General features: G+C 64.2%; 4 protein-coding genes. 2 read left to right on the top strand and 2 right to left on the bottom strand.

The features are described from left to right. Together BJF87_RS21720 and BJF87_RS21715 are read right to left on the bottom strand one after the other, a co-directional pair. Positions 1-343 (bottom strand): cbb3-type cytochrome c oxidase subunit I (locus tag BJF87_RS21720; RefSeq protein WP_187346532.1); only part of this gene is annotated, 343 nt, incomplete at its 3' end. Positions 344-574: 231 nt separating this feature from the next. Continuing rightward, a complete protein-coding gene (locus BJF87_RS21715; RefSeq protein ID WP_258325144.1) occupies positions 575-1,369 on the bottom strand; it encodes a M23 family metallopeptidase in 795 nt (264 codons plus the stop codon). Between the two features lie 532 nt (positions 1,370-1,901). Between BJF87_RS21715 and BJF87_RS21710 the strand changes: the two genes are divergently transcribed. Then, positions 1,902-2,522: a TlpA disulfide reductase family protein gene (locus BJF87_RS21710; RefSeq protein WP_084813247.1), complete on the top strand. Its 621-nt coding sequence runs from the start codon at positions 1,902-1,904 to the stop codon at positions 2,520-2,522. Further along, positions 2,519-2,840 (top strand): cytochrome c biogenesis CcdA family protein (locus BJF87_RS21705; protein WP_222844789.1); only part of this gene is annotated, 322 nt, incomplete at its 3' end. The genes BJF87_RS21710 and BJF87_RS21705, both read left to right, overlap by 4 nt.

Below are 2,840 nucleotides of genomic sequence, written 5' to 3'. Positions count from 1 at the left end.
CGGGAGCGCCGATCTGCAGGGGCAGTACGAAGTTGGCGAAGCCGATCACGATGGGGGTGGCATACATCAGCAGCATGATCGTGCCGTGCATGGTGAACAGCTGGTTGTACTGCTCGGTCGAGAGGAATTGCATGCCCGGCGTCGTAAGTTCTCCGCGCATCAGCAGCGCCATCAATCCGCCGATGAGGAAGAACCCGAAGCACGCGACGATGTACATCATGCCGATCAGCTTGTGATCGGTCGTGGTCAGCATCGTGTAGATGAATGACCCTTTGGCCTTTCGCCGCTCGGGATAGGGCCGCGTGGCGACCACCTCGGGCGGGCGCGGGGACACCGCGGTCATGAGGCCTCCATCTGACTCGGAAAATGGTGGCCCTGATCGAAGCAACACGCGCATCGTGCGTGCGACTTCCCGGGCCGTTACTACGGACTGTAGTCGATTAACTACTAGGTAGCATAGTTGGTACTGGAATCCCGAGTCTCGACCGGGAGGCGACAGAACCGCGGCGAAACGTCGCCTCCCTCATTGAGTTCGGCCCGACCGGTAAGTCGCGACCGTGCGCCGCAGCCACCCTTACCGCCAGAGGTCTGCGCTTCCGGTGCTCGGCGGTTCGTTGGGCGTGATAGTAGGTTCGGCGTCGCTGTCGGAGGGCAGACTGACGCCGCGTTCGGCGAGCCATCGCACCGGGTCGAGGGCGGCGCCGGATGCATCAGCAACCTCGAAGTGCAGGTGAGGCCCGGTCGAGTTGCCACGATTGCCCACCGTGGCAATGGGTTGACCGACCGTGACCGGTGCTGTCGCGTTGATGAGATTGTCGTCGTTGTGGCCGTAGGTCGTGATTGTTCCGTCGGCATGCCGGATGCGTACCCACAACCCGAAGCCTTCAGCTGGCCCCGAGTTGATCACTTCGCCGTCGGTGACCGCGAAAATCGGTGCCCCCAGGTCGTTGCCGATGTCCATACCCTGATGGCCGCGGCCGTCACCGAAGGTGGAGGTGACTCGGCCGTTCGTGGGAGCGACCACCGACCCCGGCGACGGCGACGAATAGACGGGTGGACCGGCTGGTGCCGGGTGCGCAGCCGCGGGATCATGGGGACGCATCTCGAAAGCCAGAAGCGCCAGCAACCGCCCGATCGGCAGCGCGTCGACAATCAGTTCGGCGGCTGCTCGTCCCGCACCGAGCACGGCGGCGAAGCATCCCACCGCAGTGATGGGATCCTCGGCTGGCACTGGCGGCTCGACTGGGCGCGCTCGGTCGGCCAGACATGTGCTGACTGTTCGGATCTCGTCGGCGAGGGTTCCCATCGCCGGGCCGCCCAGTGTTGCCGAGATCGTCTCGGCGACCAGTTGGGCGAACTGCTGAGTCACATGGGCGGTATCGGCGTCGGCTCGTGCTCGAGCGTCGACCGAGAAGCTCAGCAGAACCGCAGCAACGATTCCTGCGACCCCCAGTCTCAGACAAGGCCGTGGAGCGCCGCAGCGGCGGGTGAGGGACGACATAGGCATGCCAGCGAGACCTTCCGGAGACGGGCGCGACGCACTGACGTTCAGCACCACACGCCAGGTGCACATGAGGCCACGATCGGCAGCCCTCCGTTCGAACCATAGGCCCCACAGGTCACAGCAGTAACACGATCTGATTGAGTGCCCATCGCAATCGCGGGGCCTCTACTACTAGGTGATGTAGTTGCGGATGGGCAGTGACTGCCGAGTCGGGAAACACGCCCGAGTCCGAACGTATTAGCAGGTGGGCGTTCCTAACGCACTCGGTGAACGTCACACATGTACGCCGCAGAAAGTCGGCCACCGGTCGGGTGAGGGCCACAAAAACTATGCCTATGTTGACAAGTCGAATGGTGATCTACCACGCTGCGTAGTAGATCAACGTCGAGGAGTGCTGGTGCAGCAGGGGAGAAGGGTATCCGCGGTGCGGGCGGCGGTCCTGGCGCTGATATGCGTGGTGCCGTGGGTAGCGTCGGGTTGTGGTAGCGCTGGCGACGACGCCGTTGCGCAGGGGGGAACCTTTCAGTTCGTCTCGCCCGGCGGGCAGACGGTCATCACCTACGATCCGCCCGCGAGCCGTCAGAGGATCGCTACCGTCTCCGGCCCTGACGTGGTGACCGACCAGACCATCGGACTCGACGACTTCGCAGGCAAAGTCGTCGTCATCAACGTCTGGGGTTCGTGGTGCGGACCCTGCCGGGGAGAAGCCGACGACCTCGAGCATGTCTACGCCCAGAACAAGGCCTCGGGAGTCGAGTTCCTCGGTATCAATCTGCGCGACAACCGGCAGGCAGCGAAGGACTTCATTATCGACAGAAAAGTCGCCTTTCCCTCGATCTACGACTTTGCCGGTCTGACCCTGGCTGCGCTGACCACCCCAACGTCGGTGGTGCCGACCACCATCGTGCTCGACCGCGACCACCGTCCGGCCGCGGTGTTCCTCAAGGCCATCACCGCCGACGAACTCGGGTCAACAGTTCAGCGAGTTCTCGCCGAGCCTGTGGCACCACCCCAATGACCCCGCAGTCGGTCGAAGTGCAGGCCGCGGTCGGCGAGACGTTTGCCAACCTCGTCGCCAGCGGTCCGCTCCTACTGGCGCTGCTCGCGTGCGTGATCGCCGGACTGGTGTCGTTCGCCTCACCGTGCGTGGTCCCCCTCGTTCCGGGGTATCTGTCGTATCTGGCTGGCGTGGTCGGCGCCGAGGCGCCTGCGGTGTCGGTGGGGGAGTCGAATAAACGGGGTCGCTCGCGTGTGGCGCTCGCCGCAGGCCTGTTCGTCATCGGTTTCACCGTGGTTTTCGTGGCAGCGACCGCCACAGTACTTGGGGTCACCACGA

It is taken from the genome of Gordonia sp. CNJ-863, assembly GCF_001942325.1.
GTDB classification, from domain to species: Bacteria; Actinomycetota; Actinomycetes; order Mycobacteriales; family Mycobacteriaceae; genus Gordonia; species Gordonia alkanivorans.
Note: the sequence above shows the minus strand (reverse complement) of the source record. Positions and strands in the feature narration are given on the sequence as shown.